The 19,849-nt window shown below is 63.7% G+C and carries 18 protein-coding genes; 5 read left to right on the forward strand and 13 right to left on the reverse strand.

Features of this window, described 5'->3' with window-relative positions; translation table 11 throughout:
* Positions 1-46 precede the first annotated feature (46 nt).
* The 10 genes from HP546_RS00105 to HP546_RS00150 all read right to left on the reverse strand — a co-directional run bounded on the left by HP546_RS00105 (position 47) and on the right by HP546_RS00150 (position 11,349).
* Positions 47-250: a formate dehydrogenase subunit delta gene (locus tag HP546_RS00105; protein WP_172218479.1), complete on the reverse strand. Its 204-nt coding sequence runs from the start codon at positions 248-250 to the stop codon at positions 47-49.
* Positions 247-3,129, reverse strand: a complete 2,883-nt coding sequence (gene fdhF, locus HP546_RS00110; protein ID WP_172218481.1) for a formate dehydrogenase subunit alpha — start codon at positions 3,127-3,129, stop codon at positions 247-249. Before fdhF ends, HP546_RS00105 begins: the two co-directional genes overlap by 4 nt.
* The gene (locus tag HP546_RS00115) at positions 3,126-4,685 is read right to left on the reverse strand and encodes an NADH-quinone oxidoreductase subunit NuoF (protein WP_172218483.1); all 1,560 of its coding nucleotides are present in this window, start codon (positions 4,683-4,685) and stop codon (positions 3,126-3,128) included. The genes fdhF and HP546_RS00115 overlap by 4 nt, the downstream gene beginning before the upstream one ends.
* Complete coding sequence (locus HP546_RS00120) at positions 4,679-5,161, reverse strand: formate dehydrogenase subunit gamma (protein WP_172218485.1); 483 nt, start codon at positions 5,159-5,161, stop codon at positions 4,679-4,681. Before HP546_RS00120 ends, HP546_RS00115 begins: the two co-directional genes overlap by 7 nt.
* A gap of 393 nt (positions 5,162-5,554) precedes the next feature.
* Positions 5,555-6,268 carry a tellurite resistance TerB family protein gene (locus HP546_RS00125; RefSeq protein WP_172218487.1) on the reverse strand — a complete coding sequence of 238 codons (714 nt, stop codon included), beginning with the start codon at positions 6,266-6,268 and terminating at the stop codon, positions 5,555-5,557.
* A 116-nt stretch (positions 6,269-6,384) separates the two neighbouring features.
* Entirely contained in the window at positions 6,385-6,939 is a 555-nt protein-coding gene (locus HP546_RS00130; RefSeq protein ID WP_172218488.1) for a helix-turn-helix domain-containing protein, read from the reverse strand.
* Positions 6,940-7,136: 197 nt separating this feature from the next.
* Entirely contained in the window at positions 7,137-8,495 is a 1,359-nt protein-coding gene (locus HP546_RS00135) for an aspartate aminotransferase family protein (protein ID WP_172218490.1), read from the reverse strand.
* A gap of 67 nt (positions 8,496-8,562) precedes the next feature.
* The gene (locus HP546_RS00140) at positions 8,563-9,336 is read right to left on the reverse strand and encodes a gamma-glutamyl-gamma-aminobutyrate hydrolase family protein (RefSeq protein WP_172218492.1); all 774 of its coding nucleotides are present in this window, start codon (positions 9,334-9,336) and stop codon (positions 8,563-8,565) included.
* Positions 9,337-9,420: 84 nt separating this feature from the next.
* Positions 9,421-10,767, reverse strand: a complete 1,347-nt coding sequence (locus tag HP546_RS00145) for a glutamine synthetase family protein (RefSeq protein ID WP_172218494.1) — start codon at positions 10,765-10,767, stop codon at positions 9,421-9,423.
* Between the two features lie 27 nt (positions 10,768-10,794).
* On the reverse strand, positions 10,795-11,349 hold the full coding sequence (locus tag HP546_RS00150; RefSeq protein WP_172218496.1) for a helix-turn-helix domain-containing protein: 555 nt from the start codon (positions 11,347-11,349) through the stop codon (positions 10,795-10,797).
* A 458-nt stretch (positions 11,350-11,807) separates the two neighbouring features.
* On the opposite strand from HP546_RS00150, the gene dusA reads away from it, so the two are divergent.
* The 3 genes from dusA (at position 11,808) to HP546_RS00165 (ending at position 15,942) form a co-directional block, all read left to right on the forward strand.
* A complete protein-coding gene (gene dusA, locus HP546_RS00155) occupies positions 11,808-12,809 on the forward strand; it encodes a tRNA dihydrouridine(20/20a) synthase DusA (protein ID WP_172218498.1) in 1,002 nt (333 codons plus the stop codon).
* A 170-nt stretch (positions 12,810-12,979) separates the two neighbouring features.
* Positions 12,980-13,906 (forward strand): transaldolase, encoded by a 927-nt coding sequence (gene tal / locus HP546_RS00160; RefSeq protein ID WP_172218500.1) that lies wholly within the window; start codon positions 12,980-12,982, stop codon positions 13,904-13,906.
* 185 nt (positions 13,907-14,091) lie between these two features.
* Positions 14,092-15,942: an alkaline phosphatase D family protein gene (locus HP546_RS00165; RefSeq protein WP_172218501.1), complete on the forward strand. Its 1,851-nt coding sequence runs from the start codon at positions 14,092-14,094 to the stop codon at positions 15,940-15,942.
* 57 nt (positions 15,943-15,999) lie between these two features.
* Here HP546_RS00165 and rssC read toward each other — a convergent pair whose 3' ends face one another.
* On the reverse strand, positions 16,000-16,482 hold the full coding sequence (gene rssC / locus HP546_RS00170) for an anti-sigma factor antagonist RssC (RefSeq protein ID WP_009686305.1): 483 nt from the start codon (positions 16,480-16,482) through the stop codon (positions 16,000-16,002).
* Positions 16,479-17,660 (reverse strand): two-component system response regulator RssB, encoded by a 1,182-nt coding sequence (gene rssB, locus HP546_RS00175; RefSeq protein WP_172218540.1) that lies wholly within the window; start codon positions 17,658-17,660, stop codon positions 16,479-16,481. The genes rssC and rssB overlap by 4 nt, the downstream gene beginning before the upstream one ends.
* A gap of 270 nt (positions 17,661-17,930) precedes the next feature.
* Between rssB and HP546_RS00180 the strand changes: the two genes are divergently transcribed.
* Positions 17,931-18,230, forward strand: coding sequence for a PilZ domain-containing protein (locus HP546_RS00180; protein WP_172218503.1), 300 nt, complete (start codon positions 17,931-17,933; stop codon positions 18,228-18,230).
* 29 nt (positions 18,231-18,259) lie between these two features.
* On the opposite strand, the gene HP546_RS00185 is transcribed toward HP546_RS00180, so the two are convergent.
* Positions 18,260-18,967, reverse strand: coding sequence for a VacJ family lipoprotein (locus HP546_RS00185; RefSeq protein WP_172218504.1), 708 nt, complete (start codon positions 18,965-18,967; stop codon positions 18,260-18,262).
* Between the two features lie 201 nt (positions 18,968-19,168).
* Between HP546_RS00185 and HP546_RS00190 the strand changes: the two genes are divergently transcribed.
* On the forward strand, positions 19,169-19,732 hold the full coding sequence (locus HP546_RS00190) for a phosphonoacetaldehyde phosphonohydrolase-related protein (protein WP_172218506.1): 564 nt from the start codon (positions 19,169-19,171) through the stop codon (positions 19,730-19,732).
* Positions 19,733-19,849 lie beyond the last annotated feature (117 nt).

Below are 19,849 nucleotides of genomic sequence, written 5' to 3' on the forward strand. Positions count from 1 at the left end.
GCTTGCCGGCGATGGGCTGCGAAGCAGCCCCAAAAAGCACCAGCCGCTACGCCAATGCTTCGCGCACTTTCGGGTCCACCCCCTCCCCTTCGTTAGCCGCAACCCAGGCTGCCAGCTGCTGGCGCATGGCCGGCGTCCAGAAGCTCTGCAAATGCTGCCGCACCCCTTGCACCGCCAGCGCACGGTCTGGCTCGCTGTCGAAGTAATGGGCAATCTGGTTGGCCATCTTGACCAGGTTGTCGCTGCTCATCGGCGTACCTCGGCTTGCTCCGCTGTACGGCGTTCCTGCAGCAGGCGCCGCTGTTCATCACTGAAGTCCTGGTAACGCTGCTGCCATTGCGACGGCTGGAACACCTTCACCACCTCCACCGCTGTGACCTTGTACTCGGGGCAGTTGGTGGCCCAGTCCGAGTTGTCGGTAGTGATCACGTTGGCCCCCGACTCGGGGAAGTGGAAAGTGGTGTACACCACCCCCGGCGCCACCCGCGCACTGACTTTGGCCCGTAGCACGGTCTGCCCGGCGCGGCTGCCGATGCCGACCCAGTCACCGTCCTGGATGCCACGGCTTTCGGCGTCGGTCGGGTGGATTTCGAGGCGGTCGGCATCATGCCAGGCGACGTTGCCGGTACGCCGGGTCTGGGCGCCGACGTTGTACTGGCTGAGGATGCGCCCGGTGGTCAGCAGCAGTGGGTAACGGTTGTTGACCTTCTCGTCGGTGGGCACATAGCCGGTCAGCATGAAGCGCCCCTTGCCGCGCACGAACTGGTCGATGTGCATGGTCGGCGTGCCGTCCGGCGCGGCGTCGTTGCAGGGCCATTGCAGGCTGCCCTGGCGGTCGATTTCGGCGTAGCTGACGCGGCGGAAGGTGGGCGTCAGGCGGGCGATTTCCTCCATGATCTGGGACGGATGCTGGTAGTTCATCGGATAGCCCAGCGCGTTGGCCAGGGCCACGGTGGCCTCCCAGTCGGCCTTGCCGGCCAGCGGCTCCATGACCTTGCGCACCCGCGAGATACGCCGCTCGGCGTTGGTGAAGGTGCCGTCCTTTTCCAGGAACGAACTGCCCGGCAGGAACACATGGGCGAACTTGGCGGTTTCATTCAGGAAGATATCCTGCACCACCACGCACTCCATGGCGCGCAAGGCAGCAGTGACGTGCTGGGTATTGGGGTCGCTCTGGGCGATGTCCTCGCCCTGGCAGTACAGGGCCTTGAAGCTACCGTCCAGCGCCGCCTCGAACATGTTGGGAATGCGCAGCCCCGGGTCAGGCTGCAAGGTCACGCCCCAGGCCCGCTCGAACTCGGCGCGTACCCCTTCGTTGGAAATATGCCGGTAACCGGGCAGTTCGTGGGGGAACGAGCCCATGTCACACGATCCCTGCACGTTGTTCTGCCCGCGCAACGGGTTTACCCCTACCCCTTCGCGGCCGATGTTGCCGGTGGCCATGGCCAGGTTGGCGATGCCCATGACGGCGGTACTGCCCTGGCTGTGCTCGGTCACGCCCAGCCCGTAATAGATGGCCGCGTTGCCGCCGGTGGCGTAGAGCCGGGCAGCGGCGCGAATCTGCTCGGCGGGTACGCCGCAGACCGGGCCGAGCAGCTCGGGGGCGTTGTCCGCCAGGCTGACGAAATCGCGCCAGCGGGCGAAGTCTGCGGTTTCGCAGCGGGCATCGATGAAGCGCTGGGCCAGCAGGCCCTCGGTGACGATCACATGGGCCAACGCGTTGAGCATGGCCACGTTGGTGCCCGGGCGCAGTTGCAGGTGCAGGTCTGCACGGGCGTGCGGCGAATCGACCAGGTCGATGCGCCGGGGGTCGATCACGATCAGCCGTGCGCCCTGGCGCAGGCGGCGCTTGAGCTGCGAGCCGAACACCGGATGGGCGTCGGTAGGGTTGGCGCCGATCACCAGCACCACGTCGGCCTGCATCACCGAATCGAAGCTTTGCGTGCCGGCCGATTCGCCGAGGGTCTGCTTCAGGCCATAGCCGGTGGGTGAATGGCACACCCGCGCGCAGGTATCGACATTGTTGTTACCGAAGGCAGTGCGCACCAGTTTCTGCACCAGGTAGGCTTCTTCGTTGGTGCAGCGGCTGGAGGTGATACCACCGATGGAGTCGCGCCCGTACTTGAGCTGAATGCGACGGAACTCGCTGGCGGCGTAATTCACCGCCTCGTCCCAGCTGACCTCCTGCCACGGGTCTTCCAGCCGCTTGCGGATCATCGGTCTGGTGATGCGGTCCGGGTGGGTGGCGTAGCCCCAGGCGAAGCGGCCCTTGACGCAGGCGTGGCCGTGGTTGGCACCGCCGTTCTTGTCGGGGACCATGCGCACCAGCGTGTCACCCTTCATTTCAGCGCGGAACGAGCAGCCGACACCGCAGTACGCGCAGGTAGTGATGACCGAACGCTCAGGCTGGCCAAGCTGGACCAGGCTCTTTTCGGTCAGGGTTGCGGTCGGGCAGGCCTGCACGCAGGCGCCGCAGGACACGCACTCCGAGGCCAGGAAATTTTCACCACCCGCAGCCGCCACCCGCGACTCGAAGCCACGCCCGGTGATGGTCAGGGCAAAGGTACCCTGGATGTCCTCGCAGGCGCGTACACAGCGGCTGCAGACGATGCACTTGCTCGGCTCATAGTCGAAATACGGGTTGGAGACGTCCTTTTTTTCGGCCAGGTGGTTGGCCCCGTCATAGCCGTAGCGCACCTCGCGCAGGCCGACCTGGCCGGCCACGGTCTGCAGCTCGCAGTTGCCGTTGGCCGAGCAGGTCAGGCAGTCCAGCGGGTGGTCGGAGATGTACAACTCCATCACGTTGCGGCGCAGGCCCGCCAGGCGCGGGGTTTCGGTACGCACCTGCATGCCTTCGCTGACCGGGGTGGTGCAGGACGCCGGGTAGCCGCGCATGCCCTCGATTTCCACCATGCACATGCGGCATGAGCCGAAGGCTTCAAGGCTGTCTGTGGCGCACAGCTTGGGAATGCTGGTGCCGAGCATGGCTGCGGCGCGCATTACCGACGTGCCGGCGGGCACGCTGATGGCGCGGCCATCGATGTGCAGGCTGACCTGTACCTCGCTGTCACGGGCCGGGGTGCCGAGGTCGCTGCTTTTATCAAAATCGGGGTCGAAGTAATTGATCACTGCGCGGCCTCCGTGGTGGTCAGCCCAAAATCGGCGGGGAAGTACTTGAGGGCGCTGGCCACAGGGTACGCGGTCATGCCGCCCATGGCGCACAGCGAGCCATATTGCAGGGTGTCGCACAGGTCGCGCAGCAACAGCGCCTGGTCGTGGCGCTCGGTGAAATCGCTGCTGGCGATCAGCCGGTCGACCACTTCCATGCCGCGGGTGGAGCCGATGCGGCACGGGGTGCATTTACCGCAGGACTCTTCGGCGCAGAACTGCAGGGCGAAGCGCGCCATGCTGGCCATGTTCAGGGTGTCGTCGGCCACCACCACGCCGCCGTGACCGAGCATCGCGCCCATGGCCGCGAAGGCTTCGTAGTCCAGGGGCGTATCAAAGTGGCTGGGCGGCACCCAGGCACCCAGCGGGCCGCCGACCTGCGCAGCCTTCAGCGGCCGGCCACTGGCAGTGCCGCCGCCGTAGCCTTCGACCAGCTCACGCAGGGTCAGGCCGAAGGCGCGTTCCACCAGGCCACCCTGGCGGATGTTGCCGGCCAGCTGGAACGGCATGGTGCCCAGCGAACGGCCCATGCCGAAATCACGATAGAACGCTGCGCCTTTGGCCAGGATGATGGGCACCGAAGCCAGGGTGAGCACGTTGTGCACCAGCGTCGGCAGCCCAAACACCCCCTGCAGTGCCGGCAGCGGTGGTTTGGCGCGGACAATGCCGCGCTTGCCTTCGATGGATTCGAGCAGCGCGGTTTCTTCGCCACAGATATAGGCGCCCGCCCCCACCCGCACTTCCAGGTCGAACGCCTGGCCGCTGCCGGCGACATCGCTGCCCAGGTAGCCGGCATCACGCGCCAGGGCGAAGGCCTGGTTCAGCACGCGAATGGCGTCGGGGTATTCAGAGCGCACATAGATGTAGCCCTTGTCGGCGCCCACTGCCAGGCCGGCGATGATCATGCCTTCGATCAGCAGGAAGGGGTCGCCTTCCATCAGCATGCGGTCGGCGAAGGTGCCGGAATCGCCTTCGTCGGCGTTGCAGACCACGTACTTCTGCCCGGCCCCCGCGTCCCGCACCGTACGCCACTTGATGCCGGCCGGGAACGCTGCGCCGCCCCGGCCGCGCAGACCGGAATCGAGCACGGCAGCGACCACTTCGGCCCCGTCCAGGGCCACCGCCGCTGCAAGACCGGCAAAGCCGCCGTTGGCGCGGTAGTCGTCCAGCGACAGTGGCCGGGTAATGCCGGCTCGGGCGAACAGCAGGCGTTGCTGGGTCTTGAGATAAGGTATTGCCTCGACTGGCCCCAGCGCCAGCGAGTGGCCGCCGGGTTCGCCGGCTAAAGCATCGAGCAACGATGGCACGTCCTGCGGGGTGACCGGGCCGAAACCCAGGCGACCCTGGACGCTGTCGCACTCCAGCAGCGGCTCCAGCCAGTAGAGCCCGCGCGAACTGGTGCGCTGGATCTCCACCGGCAACTGGCGGCGCGCAGCCTCGCGCTGCAAGGCATCGGCAACCTGATCGGCGCCGACGGCACGGGCGATCGAATCACAAGGGATGTACACCTTCAGCATGCTGCGTCCTCCCGGCAACCGTTCACCAGGGCGCGCAAGCGCTCCGGGGTGAGCCGTGCGTGCACCTGGCCGTCCAGTTCCAGCGCCGGCGAGCAGGCGCAGGCGCCCAGGCAGTACACCGGGCGCAGGCTGATGGCGCCGTCGGCGCTGGTGCCGTGGTCGTCCAGTGCCAGCTGCTCGCGCAGCTGCGCGGCCAGGGCCTCGGCGCCACGGCTCTGGCACGACTCGGCGCGGCACAGGCGCAGGGTGTGGCGTGCTGGCGCAGCGGTGCGGAAGTCGTGGTAGAAGCTGATTACCCCGTGCACCTCGGCCAGGCTGAGGTTCAAGGCATGGGCGATTTCGGGAATGGCGGCTTCCGGGATGAAACCGATGTCGTGCTGGATGGCGTGCAGGATCGGCAGCAGCGCGCCAGGGGTATCCTTGTCGCGCGCCAGGATGCGCTGGATCACGGGCAGGTGGAGCAATTCATCAGGCATACAGCGGACCTCGGAATCACGGACCCCGCCTGAATTGTTGTAAGGGCAGGTATCCGGCGTGTTCTGCTGCGGCGCGCCGGCCACGTCACGGTTGCGTGGTGCTGGCGGCCTCCTCGCCCACGGCCGCGCGTCTGCGCGCACTGGTCCCTAGGCATCCTGCAAGCATGGCACTTGTAGCGTTTGAGGGTTGCGTGCGAGCGACCAGGCGCATTCTGAAACCGACCTGCGGTGGTTCTGGCTGCGGGAGGGGCATGTACAGGGGTTGCAGTAGCAGGTGCCCTGCCCTGGCAGCGCGGCAAAAGCCTGCACCATCGAGGAAACAGAGCGGCCCGTGGACCTAGAGAACCCGGTTTCCCCGGTTTCAACGCATGCCGACATCAACCTCTGGCCCGTTCAAGCGGCGCCTTTGGCCTGCTGTTCCAGCTGCAGTTGCAATGCCGGATCGAGCTGCAGTGCGGCGGCCAGTTCGTCCAGGTAGGCGCGCTCTGCGTCCTGCTGGTCGTCCACCAGCATTACGCTGGCCAGGTACATTTCCGCAGCCATGGCCGGGTCCTGGGCCGACCGGGCCACCTCGGCAGCATCGAGTGGCTTGCCGACTTCCTCATCCAGCCATTGCTGCAGTTGCGGGTCGCTGGTTTGCCGTTTGATCTCTGCGTAGATCAACTGTTGTTCCTGCTCGTCGACACGGCCGTCAGCCTTGGCTGCCGCAATCAGCGCACGCAGGATTGCATGGCTGTGGCCCTCGGCCTCGGGGCCGGACAATTGATCGACCGTACGAAGTGCCGCCTGCGGGGCTGCCGCCTGACTGCGCTGCCAGCTTTGATAGGCCTGGAACGCCATCATCCCCAACGATGCCAAGGCCGCGTAGTTGCTGCCACCCGCGGAGCGCCCCTGGGCAAAGCCGCCAGCGCTGCCGCCACTGCCACCCAACAGACCGCCCAGCAGACCACCAAGGCCGCCACCGCCGCGCGTGGCACCGCCGCCACCGAGCAAGCCGCCAAGCAACCCGCCCAGGGTGTCCTGCGATGACGGGCCGGCACTTCCTTGTTGCGCTTGCGAGCCTTGCCCGGCCCTGAGTAACTGTTCAAGCAGATCACTGGTGTTCATGGCTCCGCCCTCGGCTGGTAGTCGTTGCCCAGACAAGCAACGATAGTCCCCTCAAAGCGATACGCCATGACCGTCTGGCGCGATAGCCACGCGGATGACTGTGGTGCGCCCTCGCCTCAGCTGAACACCCAGAGCACCCGGGTGGGCTTGTCGGTGAGGTTGGCGTAGCGAAACCTTGCGTGAGGTTGCAGCTGGAAACTGTCACTGGCCTGCAGCGTTACCGGCTCGCCGCCATCCAGCCAGACGGTCAGCTCGCCTTCAAGCACGAAACAGCCTTGTTCCGAACTGTCGTCCAGGTACGCCTCGCCGCTGCTGGCGCCCGGCTGCAGGTGGCTGTCAAGCATGGAGAAGGCGCCGGATATGCTGGGCGATGCCAGCACATCGGTGATACCGCCGGCCAGGTGCAGCGTGCGACGCTCGTGAGGGCGGGTGACCCAGTCGAGTTCGCGGGGCTTTTCCAGCTTGTAGAAATAGGCCGTCGACACGCCAAGCTCTTCACTGATGGCCGTGAGGTCGGCCACGGTCGGGCGCGATACGCCGCGCTCGACCTGGGACAGAAAGCCCACCGAACGGCCGATGCGCTGGGCCAGTTCGCCCAAGGTGAGGCCTTTGAACTTGCGCAGGTCGCGAATCAGTACTGCCAGGCCTTCGACTTCTTCATGCACTTTCATAGTTGAATCGCGACTTTCGGACGGGAAATTGATGCCCTGAAAAGTACATGATTCACCTGACAAAGCAAAATGCCTTGGCGCGGCTGCCTCAGGAATAATTGTCCCGAAACAAATGTAGCAGCCTTGTGCTGCGAAGCGCCGCGCGGGCGGCGCTCGATCTCACAGGCGCTGAATATGGACAGCCAGGCCCTCTATCCTTAACGAACCGCCTCGTACGTCAAATCCAGGCACGTGCGCGCTTTTGCCACCAGTTCGTCGATTTCCTCGATGCTGATCACCAGCGGCGGCGCGATGATCATGGTGTCGCCCACGGCGCGCATGATCAGGCCGTTGTCGAAGCAGTGCTGGCGACAGATCATGCCGACACCTTTGCCTTCATGACGGGCACGGGTGGCCTTGTCTTTCACCAGCTCGATCGCACCGAGCATGCCCAGGCCGCGCACTTCGCCTACCAGCGGGTGGTCGGCCAGCTCGCGCAGGCGTTGTTGCAGATAAGGCGCGGTTTTTTCCCGGACCTGCTCGATGATCTGCTCGTCCCGCAGGATCCGCAGGTTCTCCAGGCCCACCGCAGCCGCCACCGGGTGCCCGGAATAGGTGAAGCCGTGGTTGAAATCGCCGCCTTCGCTGATGACCTTGGCCACGTCGTCCCGCACGATCACACCGCCCATGGGAATGTAGCCAGAGGTAAGGCCCTTGGCGATGGTCATCAGGTCGGGCTTGAGGTCGTAGTAATCGGTACCGAACCACTCCCCGGTACGGCCGAAGCCGCAGATCACTTCATCGGCGACGAACAGGATGTCGTATCTGGCGAGGATTTCCTTGATCTTCGGCCAGTAGGTCTGCGGCGGGATGATCACGCCACCGGCGCCCTGGATGGGTTCGGCGATAAACGCGGCGACATTGTCCACGCCCACTTCCAGGATCTTTTTCTCCAGCTGCTCGGCCGCCCACACGCCGAAGTCGGCCTCGGTCATGTCGCCGCCTTCGCCATACCAGTAGGGCTGCGGGATGTGCACGATATCCGGGATCACCCCCCCCTGCTGGTGCATGCCGCTCATGCCGCCCAGGGCCGCGCCTGCCACGGTGGAGCCGTGGTAGCCGTTGATGCGGCCGATGATGACCTTCTTGCTGCTCTGGCCCTTGATCGCCCAGTAGTGGCGGACCATGCGCAGCACGGTGTCGTTACCTTCCGAGCCGGAGCCGGTGAAAAACACATGGTTCATGCCTTGCGGCGCCACATCGGCGATGGCCTTGGCCAGCTCCAGCGCCGGTGGGTGCGCGGTCTGGAAAAACAGGTTGTAGTACGGCAACTGTTTCATCTGCTGACTGGCAACCTCGGCCAGCTCATCGCGACCATAGCCGACCGCCACGCACCACAGGCCGGCCATGCCATCGAGGATCTTGTTGCCCTCGCTGTCCCAGAGGTATACGCCCTTGGCCGAGGTGATGATGCGCGGGCCTTTCTCGGCCAGTTGCTTCACGTCGCTGAACGGGGCCAGGTGATGGTCACGGCTCATGGCCTGCCAGGCGAGGGTTTGCGAATTCTGTTCACGCATTGACTTCACTCCATCAAGTTGCGCAGCCGTGCTGCGCGGGTATTTTTGCAGTGGGGACGGTCGGTATTCAGGCCGACTTCAACAGCGTCTGGCGCAGTACCGAACGATGCCGACAGGCCTTGCCGAAGGCCTGGAAGATGGCCAGGTAATGGGGGTTGTCCATCACCTGAAACTCGGGGTGCCATTGCACGGCCAGGGCAAAACCCTTGCTGTTGCGTACCGAAATTGCTTCGACCAGGCCATCGGGCGCCAGCGCCTCCACCCGCAGCCCGTGCGCCAATACGTCGATGCCCTGGGCATGAATGGAATTGACCTCGATGATCGCCGGCAAGCCCATGCGCTCGAGCATGCCGCCCGGCTCGATATGCAAGGCGTGACGCGGGCCATATTGCTTGTCGATGGGCTCGTCCTTGCCTTCGCGGTGGTCCATGAACACGCCGGTCTGGTGAACGTTCTGGTGCAGGGTGCCGCCCAGCGCCACGTTCATTTCCTGAAACCCACGGCAAATGCCCAGCACCGGCACCCCGGCGGCAATGGCCGCACGCATCAGCGGCAAGGTGGTGGCATCACGCAAAGGGTCGTGATGGGTGCCTGCGGCACTCGCCGGCCCGTTGTAGTGGAACGGTTCGATGTTGGACGGCGAACCGGTGAAGATCAGCCCATCCACCACGTCGAGGATATCGGCGCTGTCCATCAGCTCTGCCAGGCTGGGAATCACGATCGGCAAGCCGGACGCGGCCTTGGCTGCCGCACGCGCGTACTTCTCGCTGATGGTCTGGGTTGCATGCTGTTCAATCATGCTGGTGCATGCGGTAATGCCGATAACGGGCACACGGGGCATATCTTCCTCCGGCAAATCCATATTGCGCGTTGTATTGAAACGCTAGAAAGAAAGGGCGCAGCGTCGCTGTTCGAGCGCCGGCACCTACAAGAACCAGCGGTACTCGCGGGCATCGATGTGCTGCATGAAGTCCAGTTGTTCCTGGTATTTGTTTTCGCAATAGACCATCACGAACTCACTGCCCAGGCCCTCGTTCAGGACCGGGTGGTGCCGCATGGCGGCCAGGGCGCTGAGGGCATCCTTGGGGAAATCGATGCCGCTCTGGCGGTTGTCGTTCAGCGGGGCGATAGGTTCGACGCCGCGATCCAGGCCATGCTCCATGCCGGTGAGGATGGCGGCCAGCACCAGGTACGGGTTGGCATCGGCGCCAGCGAGGCGGTGCTCGATGCGCAGGTTGCGCGGGTCGGACTCGGGTATGCGAATGCACGCATCGCGGTCTTCGAAGCCCCAGCTGGCCTTGCTCGCCGCGTTGACCATGGCGCCATAACGGCGGTAGGCGTTGTGGTTGGGGGCGAAGATCGGCATGCAGTGGGGCAGCAGTTCCAGGCACCCGGCCACCGCATGGCGCAGCTTGCGCTGTTCGGCGCCGGCCAGAATGTTGTTGCCGGCGTCGTCGTACAGGCTTACGTGTACATGCATGCCGCTGCCCGGTGCGTGCAGGTACGGCTTGCTCATGAAGCTGGCACGGTAGCCGTGCTTCAGGGCGATGCCACGGGTACTGCGGCAGAACAGCGCCGACCAGTCCGCCGCACTGAGGGCATCGTCGCTGTGGGAGAAATTGATCTCGAACTGGCCTGGGCCCAGCTCCGCCGTGATGACGTTGGCCGGCACGCCCTGCTCGTTGGCGCCATCGACCATTTCGTGCAGCACCGACGAGAACCGCGACAAGCGCTCGATGTGCATGTTCGGCTGGTCGTCCGGGTCTTCGCTCGCGGTGTCGCGTGGGTATTGCGGCTGGCCGTTGGCGAGCTTGCGGTCGAACAGGTAGAACTCCAGCTCGAAAGCCACTACCGGGCGGATACCACGCCTGGCCAGGCGCTGGATGACGCGGGCCAGCACTTCACGGGGCTCGAACTCGATAGGTTTGGCGGTGCCGTCGGAGGTGATAAGCATCTGGGCGATCATTTCCTGCTCCCAGCGCACCGGCTTCAGGGTACCCGGCACCAGGCGCCGTGTAGCATCCGGGTCGCCGTCGGCGAAGCAGTAGTCACCAATCGGGTACAGGCCACCCTGGGTACCCAGCAGCACACAGTTCTGCGGCAACTTCAGTGGCGTGCCGGCGGCGACTTTTTCCAGCATGTCCATGGGGTAGCGCTTGCCGTAGAAGTGCCCGGGGATATCCAGCGCAATCAGGTCGACATAACGTATGGCCGGGTACTGCGCCCGGAACGAGCGCACTTCAGTCAGCAGATCCGGAAAGATGACACTCATCTTCTTGTCCTTGTGAGGTGAACGAATTCAGTTGAAGACCCAGAGCACACGGGTGGGTTTGTCCGTCAGGTTGGCGTAGCGAAACTGCGCATGCGGGTGCAGCTGGAAGCAGTCGTTGGCTTGCAGGGTCACGGCATCGCCCTGGTCCAGCCACACCGTGAGCTCGCCTTCAAGCACGAAACAGCCCTGCTCGGAACGGTCACTGAGGTACGGCTCGCCACTGCTGGCGCCTGGCTCGAGATGGCTGTCGAGCATGGAGAAGGCGCCGGCGATGGTGGGCGACGCCAGCACATCGGTGATGCCCGATTCCAGATACAGCGTGCGCCGCTCGTGGGGGCGCGTGACCCAGCTGACGCTGCGGGGCTTGCTGAGGTTGTAGAAGTACGCGGTGGACACACCGAGCGCTTCGCTGATGGCGGTGAGGTCTGCAACCGTAGGGCGCGAGACACCGCGTTCAACCTGGGAGAGAAAGCCGACCGAGCGGTTGATCCGCTCGGCCAGCTCGCCCAGGGTCAGGTTCTTGAATTTGCGCAGGTCGTGAACAAGGATTGCGAGGGCTTCAAGCTCTTCGTGCATCTTCATGATTCGGACTGCCGTGAAATTTTTAGAGTTATTTTTCATGAAAAAATACACTAAAATTTTCACGAGTCAAGTGAGGGGGGCCTGATTACCCAAGTACCAGTCAGTCAAGCACGTTGGGCTGATAGGTGATCGACATGGCAGTTTCAGCGCCTGTGAGATCGAGCGCCGCCCGCGCGGCGCTTCGCGGGTGAATCGGATCGCCGCACCGCCGCTCCCACATTTGTTGCAACGTACCAAACCTGTCAGGCCATGGTTGTCAGCCTTGTTGGCTTGACTGGATTTCTCGGTTGGCCACTCTGCAGCATCACCTGTCTCAAGCCATACACTGAACGATCAGGTATGGCACAGCCAGCCATCACCGGCCCAGACGCATGGCAGGCCAAGTTGGTAGACTATGCGCATTCCCCAAATCCACCCGGCTGCGCAGTACCCGGCCGGGTATCAGATATGTGCCCCAGATGCCCCAAGAATCCGCTGTAATTCAAGGCGCGGAACCGTCCCGCCGGTTTTCCGTTGCACCGATGATGGACTGGACAGACCGCCATTGCCGGTTCTTCCTGCGCCTGCTCTCCAAACACACCCTGCTCTACACCGAAATGGTCACCACCGGTGCCCTGCTGCACAACGACGCCCACCGTTTCCTGCGCCACGATATATCCGAGCACCCGCTGGCCCTGCAGCTGGGCGGTAGCGTCCCGGCCGACCTGGCCGCTTGTGCGCGCCTTGCGCAAGAAGCCGGCTACGACGAGGTCAACCTTAATGTCGGCTGCCCGAGTGACCGGGTGCAGAACAACATGATCGGCGCTTGCCTGATGGCTCACCCAGGCCTCGTTGCCGATTGCGTGAAAGCCATGCGGGATGCGGTGTCGACGCCGGTCACGGTCAAGCATCGCATCGGCATCAATGGCCGCGACAGCTATGCCGAGCTGTGCGACTTCGTTGGCCAGGTACGCGAGGCCGGTTGCCGGAGCTTTACCGTGCATGCGCGCATCGCGATCCTGGAGGGGCTGTCGCCAAAGGAGAACCGCGAGGTGCCGCCACTGCGTTATGACGTGGCGGCGCAGCTGAAAGCTGACTTTCCGGACCTGGAGCTGGTGCTCAACGGCGGTATCAAGACCTTGGCCGAATGCCAGGCGCACCTTGAAACCTTCGACGGCGTGATGCTGGGGCGCGAGGCATACCACAACCCTTACCTGCTGGCCGAAGTGGACCAGCAGCTGTTCGGCAGCGGGGCGGCGGTGGTCAGCCGCAGCGAGGTGCTGGCGCAGTTGCGGCCTTACATCGTTGCGCACATGGAAAGCGGTGGCGCGATGCATCACGTTACCCGGCATATCCTCGGGCTGGCCCAGGGGTTCAAGGGCGCGCGGCGGTTCCGCCAGCTGCTGTCGGCGGACATCCACAAGGCGGCGCAGCCGCTGGCGGTGTTTGACGAGGCGGTGGAGTTGTTGCAGGGGCGGTAATCACGCTTGCCAGGCGACGCGGTGGATGGACGGCGGAACCTCGTGGCAGCTTGTGACTCGAATGTTCACCTCTCGCAACGGCCGTCGCCGGCCAGCCCTGTTCCGCAGGCCCTTGAGCGGCCGTCGGGGCTCGGGTAATGTCGAGTAAATGCACAGGACAGAGCACGCCCATGACTTCCAAGCTGGAACAACTGAAGCAGTTCACCACCGTGGTCGCCGACACCGGGGACCTGGATGCCATCACCCGGCTGAAGCCGGTGGATGCCACCACCAACCCGTCGCTGCTGCTGAAGGCCGCCGCCATCCCCGGCTACGCCGACCTGCTCAAGCAGGTGAAAAGCGATGCCAAGGGTGATGTCGACCTGGCCTGCGACAAGTTTGCGGTAGCCGTGGGCTCGGGCATTCTCAAGGTCATCCCGGGGCGTATTTCCACCGAGGTGGATGCCCGCCTGTCGTTCGATGAGCCTGCCCTGCTGGCCAAGGCGCGCAAGCTGATCGAGCTGTACGAAGCGGCCGGCGTTGGCCGCGACCGCGTACTGATCAAGCTGGCGTCCACCTGGGAAGGCATCCGCGCCGCCGAGAAACTGGAAAAGGAAGGCATCCAGACCAACCTCACGCTGCTGTTCTCCTTCGCCCAGGCGCAGGCCTGCGCGGATGCCGGGGTATTCCTGATTTCGCCCTTCGTCGGCCGTATCTACGACTGGTACAAGAAAAGCACCGGCAAGGAATACGTGGGCGCCGAGGACCCAGGCGTGCAGTCGGTCACGCGTATCTACAACTACTACAAGGCCAATGGCTACGACACCGTGGTCATGGGCGCCAGCTTCCGCAATATTGGCCAGATCGAGCAACTGGCAGGCTGTGATCGCCTGACCATCAGCCCCGAGCTGCTGCAGCAACTGAGCGATGACCAGGGTGAATTGCCACGGGTGCTCAAGCCGGGCAATGCCGGCGAGGCGAGACAGCAGCTGAACGAAAGCCAGTTCCGCTGGGCGATGAACGAAGATGCCATGGGCACCGACAAGCTGGCCGAGGGTATCCGCCAGTTTGCGCGGGACCAGGAGAAGCTGGAGAAGTTGATGGCTGAAAAAACCTGATACATTTCGGGTTTGCCTGGCGGGCGGGAAATGTTCAGCATTTTCCGCCCGTTTTGTTTCGCCGGCCTTAGTCGTGTTTTGAATCCCGGGCCTCTTCGCGGGCGAACCCGCTCCCACAGGCCTGAGAAAGCCCCTGCAGGGCGTATCTACCCGCGAAGAGGCCCGATAAGCCACCCGAGCTTTCGATGACTCCCTCTGCCCCACTCCCCCTTGTACTCGCCGGCCCGGTCTTGCGCCGCCTGGAACCCCAACGCCTGGCCATCTGGCTGGTCGCCAGCCAGCCGCTGCAACCGGCATTCACCTGCTCGGCAGGCGAGGCCCGGGTCGATTGCCAGATCGTCCCGGTCGGCCGGCACGCCTTCATCCACCTGCTGGATATCCACTTCGCGCGGCCGCTGCCCTGCAACCAGCTGCTCGATTATGACCTGTTGCTCAACGGCCAAGGCATCGCCAGCTGGGCGCCGCACATGCTCTACCCCGGCACTCAGCGCCCCAGCCTGGTGCTGCGCGAGCGACTTGACCAGCTGCTGCACGGCTCTTGCCGCAAGCCGCACCACCCCGCCACCGACGGCCTGCTGTGCGCCGATCGCCTGCTGCAGACTTGTGCAAAACCCGAAGACCGCCCGGCCGTGCTGCTGATGACCGGCGACCAGGTATACGCCGACGATGTCGCCGGCCCCATGCTGCGCGCCATCCACAGCCTGATCGGGCGCCTGGGCCTGTTCGACGAAGCACTGGAGGGGGCAGTGGTGCCCGACAGCCAGGCGCTGTACCAGCACCCCGCCAGCTACTATCACCGCGCCGACCTGCTGCCGGCGCAGGCCGTCAACGACAACCTGCGCGAGCGCTTTTTTGGTGGCAAGCGCAAGCCGATCTTCTCGTCCAGCAACGCCGACAACCACCTGGTGACCTTCGCCGAAGTGATGGCCATGTACCTGCTGGTGTGGTCGCCTGTGCCTTGGCAGCTGGTGGACCTGCAGATGCCCATCGGCCTCAACGACCAGCGCCAGGCCCGATATCAGCAGGAACTGCCGCTGATCCAGGGCTTTGCCGACAACCTCGACCAGGTGGCACGGGTGATGGCTCACCTGCCCAGCCTGATGATCTTCGACGACCATGACATCACCGACGACTGGAACCTCTCGGCACAGTGGGAGGAAACCGCCTACGGCCACCCGTTCTCTCGGCGGATCATCGGCAATGCCCTGCTCGGCTACCTGCTTTGTCAGGCCTGGGGCAATGACCCCGACGGCTGCAAGCCACTAGTCGAACAGTGCCAGACGCTGAACAGCCAGTCTCAGGACGCACTGATCGGCGAGCTGCTCCGTTTTCAGGGCTGGCAGTTCAGCCTGCCCACTGAGCCGCCGCTGCTGGTGCTGGACACCCGCACCCGCCGCTGGCGCAGCGAAAGCAGCCTGGCCAAGCCGTCCGGGCTGTTGGACTGGGAGGCGCTGAGCGAGCTGCAGCAAGCGCTGCTGGACCATCCGTCGGCGATCATCGTGTCGCCCGCACCGATTTTTGGGGTAAAACTCATCGAAACGGTGCAGAAAGCGTTCAGCTGGCTGGGCTACCCGCTGCTGGTGGATGCCGAAAACTGGATGGCGCACCGGGGAGCGGCGCAGGTAATCCTCAATATCTTCCGCCACTCTCGTACGCCAGGGCACTACGTGGTGTTGTCCGGGGATGTGCACTATTCGTTCGTCTACGAGGTGCTGATCCGTCATCGCCAGCGCAGCCCGCACTTGTGGCAGGTGACCAGTAGCGGGATCAAGAACGAATTCCCGCGCCGGCTGCTGGATGTACTGGATCGGCTCAACCGCTGGCTCTATTCACCGCGCTCGCCGCTGAACTGGTTTACCAAGCGGCGCGAAATGCAGGTGCTGCCGCGTACGCCCAGCCACAGCAAGGCCGGGGAGCGGTTGTGGAATGGTGCGGGGTTGGGGCAGGTGTTCTTCGACGAACAGGGGCGACCGGCACGGGTTTACCAGCTGGACGCGGGGGGACGTGAGGCGACCGAGTTTGTTGCTCGGGACTAGCCAGGCGCGGAAAATCAGATTGCCTGTGCCCGCAACAATGCAGGCACAGGCTAGCGATCAGCTCCGTTCCAGCGCATTGACCAGGTCATGGAAGGCTTCACGGTTGGAATCGTTCAGGCCCATGAGAATCTTGTGCGCTTCGAGCACCTTGGACCGCACGACATCTTCGTTCTGGTCCTGAGACGGCAGATCGGTCAGGCATTCCGGGCACGGTATCGGGCGATCAACGATATTGAACACCTGGTCGAAGCCCATCGACTGCAGCAACCGGGAAATGTCCGGGTTGGTGGTGACAACCGTAGGCAGCAGCCCTACCTTCTGCCGCGACAGGATCGACAGCTTGGCCAGCAGGCCCAAAGTAGTGCTATCGATACTCTCGGTTTCGGTCAGGTCGATGACAATCGCCGAGAAATTCAGCGCAGTGAATATCTTCTCGATCGTCGCATCCAGCGCCGAACACAGGGTCAGGCGCACTTCACCGACAAACTTCAGTACGAAGGTACCACTCTGTTCGGCGAACTGGATTCTACCGGTACTCATTGAAGGTTCCTGCTCAACACCAATAGGGCGATATCATCCGGCATCTCCCCAAGCGTAGCCAATCCGAATCGTTGACGCAGCCCATCCAGGCTGCCACCTGCTGCCCTGACGATTTCCGGCAAGGCGGCTTCTTTATCTTTGAGCGTGGCACCCGGCAAAAGGTCCAGAATGCCATCGGACATCAGGCTGAGGCTGAACTGCGGCGGCAGCTCCACCACCAGGTCCTGGTAGGTGGCCTCATCGAACAACCCTACCGGCAGGCCGCGGCCTTCAAGGTAGCGGGTGTGCTCGGGGGTGTGCAGCACCGGCAACGGCAGGTGGCCGCCAACGGCGTAGGTCAATAGACCAGACTCTTCGTCGATCACCCCGCCGACCATGGTGACGTGCTTGCCCAGCTTGCTGTTGATCAGGCCGCGGTTGATGTGGCTGAGCACTTCCGACGGCTTGAACTCGCGCATCTTGCTGCGCTTGAGATCAAACATGAGGCGCGTGGTCATGAATTTCAACAGCACGGTGACAAAGGCCGACGACGCGCCATGCCCGGAAACATCGGCGAGATAGAAAGCAATGCGCCGCTCGTCCACGCGGAAGTAATCGACAAAATCACCGGATAGATACAACGACGGGATGATCTGGTGCTCGAAGGCGAAATCACCTGCCATCCAGGGGCTTTCGGGCAGCATGTTGATCTGCACCTGGCGACCGGCGGTCTGGTCCTCCTGCAACAGGTGCAGGCTGGCTTCCAGTTCACGGTTGGCAGTTTCGAGCTTGTCGCGGTAGCGCTGGTTTTCCAGCACCAGGCGCGAACGGTCGAGGGCGCGGCGTACCGAATGCTCGAGCACGGCCAGGTCTTCCAGCGGCTTGATCAGGTAATCGGCGGCGCCCAGGCGCAACGCTTCCACCGCATCACTCATGACGCCGGCACCAGACACCACGATCACCGGCAACTGCGGCGCACGCTCGCTGACCTGGCGGATCAGTTCGAGGCCGCCCATCTGCGGCATGCGCAGATCGCAGATCACGAGGTCAGGCTGGTGTTCGTCGAAGACCTGAAGGCCCTGCTGGCCGTTACCGGCCTGGAGGACGCTGAAGCCACTGTCTTCAAGATACGCGGCGAGGCTCGCACGGACCACGTCGTCGTCATCGATGATCAGCAGCGTTGCACTGGTTTTCTGCATGTGGGCGAACGGCGCCGATTTGGGTTGGTGCAGCGGTGTCGGCAAGGCAGACGGCCAGCTACGGGAATTCTCTAGGGTCACACTCTACTTGAGTTGTAGGACAAGAACACCTGCCCGGCAACTGTGAGAGCGACCTTGTAAGGCGCAGACGGTACTCCCATCCGCCAGGCGTTTCAAGCATGCAAGGGTCGACCTCGCCGCTCTTTACAGGGCAAATCACCGGGAGTTATAAGAAAGTCGACCAGCGCAACCCGATGAGAAGGATGCAGCATGCCCAACACGCCCTCCCGCCATAGCGAGAAACGCGATTTCATCCGCATGCGCATCGACACCGAGGTCAGCCTGTTGCACGAAGGCCAGGTGATCGCAGCGGTGTGCCTGGACCTGTCCAGCGGTGGCATGCAGGTGCAGGCGCCGCTGCGTTTTCAGATAGGGGATCAGGTAGAGGTGCGGATCGATTCCGACCACCCGGCACTCAAGGGGCTGCATGCCAGCACCGAGGTGGTGTGGATTGCCGACCAGCCGGGCGGGCAGCAGAAATTCGGCTTGCGCATCCTGGCGATGCATTAAGCCTGGGGCCGCAGCCCCCAGGCGCATGATCAGAAGTCGTCTTCGACCTCGCCATCCTTGACCTTGAACTCGCGGTTCTGCAGGTAGGCATTGCGAATGAAGATGTACTTGTCACCCTGAATCAGCTTCTCGGCCGACAACAGGCTGGCGCGGGTGTCGATCACGTCCAGTGCAAAGATCGAGTTGCGGGTCGGCACATGGTCGATGTAGCGGTAAGGTCTGGTGTAGCTGTCCGGGTACTTCGCCACGCCGTCACGCACCGTACTTGGGCCCAGCAGCGGGATGACCACGTACGGGCCGCTTGGCACACCCCAGTAGCCCAAGGTCTGTCCAAAGTCTTCGTCACTACGCTGCAGGCCCATCTTGGTGCCCACATCGAAGAAGCCGCCCAGGCCGAACGTGGTGTTGACGATCAGCCGCGCAGTGTCAACGCCCGCCGCATGGGGTTTGAGCTGCAGCACGTTGTTGGCCAGGTTGGTGACGTCACCGAGGTTGCGGAAGATGTTGTGGATGCCATCTTCGAGGAACTGCGGGGTAACCGCCTGGTAGCCCTTGGCCAATGGCTTGAGGGCATACGTGTCGACGGTGTCGTTGAAGCGGAAGATCGGGCGGTTGACCGCTTCCCAGGGATCTTCCTCGGTGGCTGCCTGGGTGGCTGCCACGGGCGCCAGCAGCATGCTGGCGCAGACACAGGCCTGGGTGACTCGTTCGATCACACTGGCACCGATCCTACGCATAGGTGTTTCTCCATCGAATTTCTAGGCCGCAAGCGCAACGGGTCGCGCTGCTGGTAAGGCCGCAGTATAGAGGCTTGCGGGCTGATAAACAGCTTTACACAACTTTGCTCAATATTTTGTGAACAACTGTTGCACCCGGCCCGCTGTCACAGAGCGGTAACAATCACCGAATAGCCTGCGGACTATTTGGGGGACGTTGCCATGGACGCTGCACCCGCCTTCACCGCTGTGCTGTTCGGCTTGCGCGGCTGCCTGGTGCAGGCCGCCAATGGCAACCCCTCGCCTGCCCCCGGCGCCCTGGCCGCCCTCGCCGGCCTGCGTCAGCGCCAGGTACCGTGCATCTGGCTGGATGACCTCACTACCAGCCAGAGCAAGCGGCTGGCCCACGTACTGCCCGACTGGCTGCCTGGGCACTCGGTCAACGGCGTGCGCTGGCCCGCGCCGAACGCCTGCTGGCAGGCCCTTATGAGCCTGGACAGCGAACGCCTCGACGGCTGCGTACTGGTCAGCGGCGACCCGCAGCTGCTGCAGTCGGGCCTTAACGCAGGGTTGTGGACAGTGGGCCTGGCCGCCTGCAGCCCATTCTGTGACCGCAGCTCGCAGCAATGGCGAACCATGACCACACAGGAACAAGACCTGGCCCGCGGCAAGGCGACGCTACAGCTGTTCGGCCTGGGCGTGCACTCGGTGATCGACCACCTGGAAGCCCTGGACACCTGCCTGCAGGACATCGCCCTGCGCCGGCGCAAAGGTGAAAAACCCTGATACAGCACTGTTGACGCGGATCATGCAAAGCAGCGGCAGGTGGATTACGCTGAAGACAAGCCAGAACCTTTGCCGCTTCGCTGAGGTCCATGGCTAGCCAAGCCATTGATGGAGAAC

The sequence above is a fragment of the Pseudomonas sp. CM25 genome (assembly GCF_013179705.1).
Classification (GTDB): Bacteria; Pseudomonadota; Gammaproteobacteria; order Pseudomonadales; family Pseudomonadaceae; genus Aquipseudomonas.